We start from the raw sequence: 327 nt of genomic DNA, 5'->3' as shown, positions 1-327 counted from the left end.
GACCGTCATGATCGATGCCACCTATCTAAAGGCGCACCGTACGGCTTCGAGCCTGCGGGTAAAAAAGGGGGCCTCGGGCGACTGATCGGACGGACCAAAGGCGGGATGAATACCAAGCTGCACGCCATCACCGATGCGAATGGACGCCCTATCAGCCTGTTTGTGACGGCTGGTCAGGTCAGCGACTACACCGGTGCGGCAGCTCTTCTGGATAGTCTACCCCGAGCCCAGTGGCTGCTGGGCGATAGGGGCTATGACGCGGATTGGTTCAGGGACGCCTTGGAAGCCAAGGGGATCACACCTTGCATCCCCGGACGTAAAACCCGC

At 60.6% G+C, this 327-nt stretch carries 1 pseudogene; it reads left to right on the top strand.

What is annotated here, in order from left to right:
* Positions 1-327 (top strand): annotated as a pseudogene (locus tag ACFQDM_RS15950) (transposase); the annotation flags it as partial.

It is taken from the genome of Ponticaulis profundi (assembly GCF_042659465.1).
Classification (GTDB): Bacteria; Pseudomonadota; Alphaproteobacteria; order Caulobacterales; family Hyphomonadaceae; genus Ponticaulis; species Ponticaulis profundi.
The sequence above is the reverse complement of the archived record's forward strand: the minus strand, read 5'-3'. Positions and strand labels throughout refer to the sequence as shown.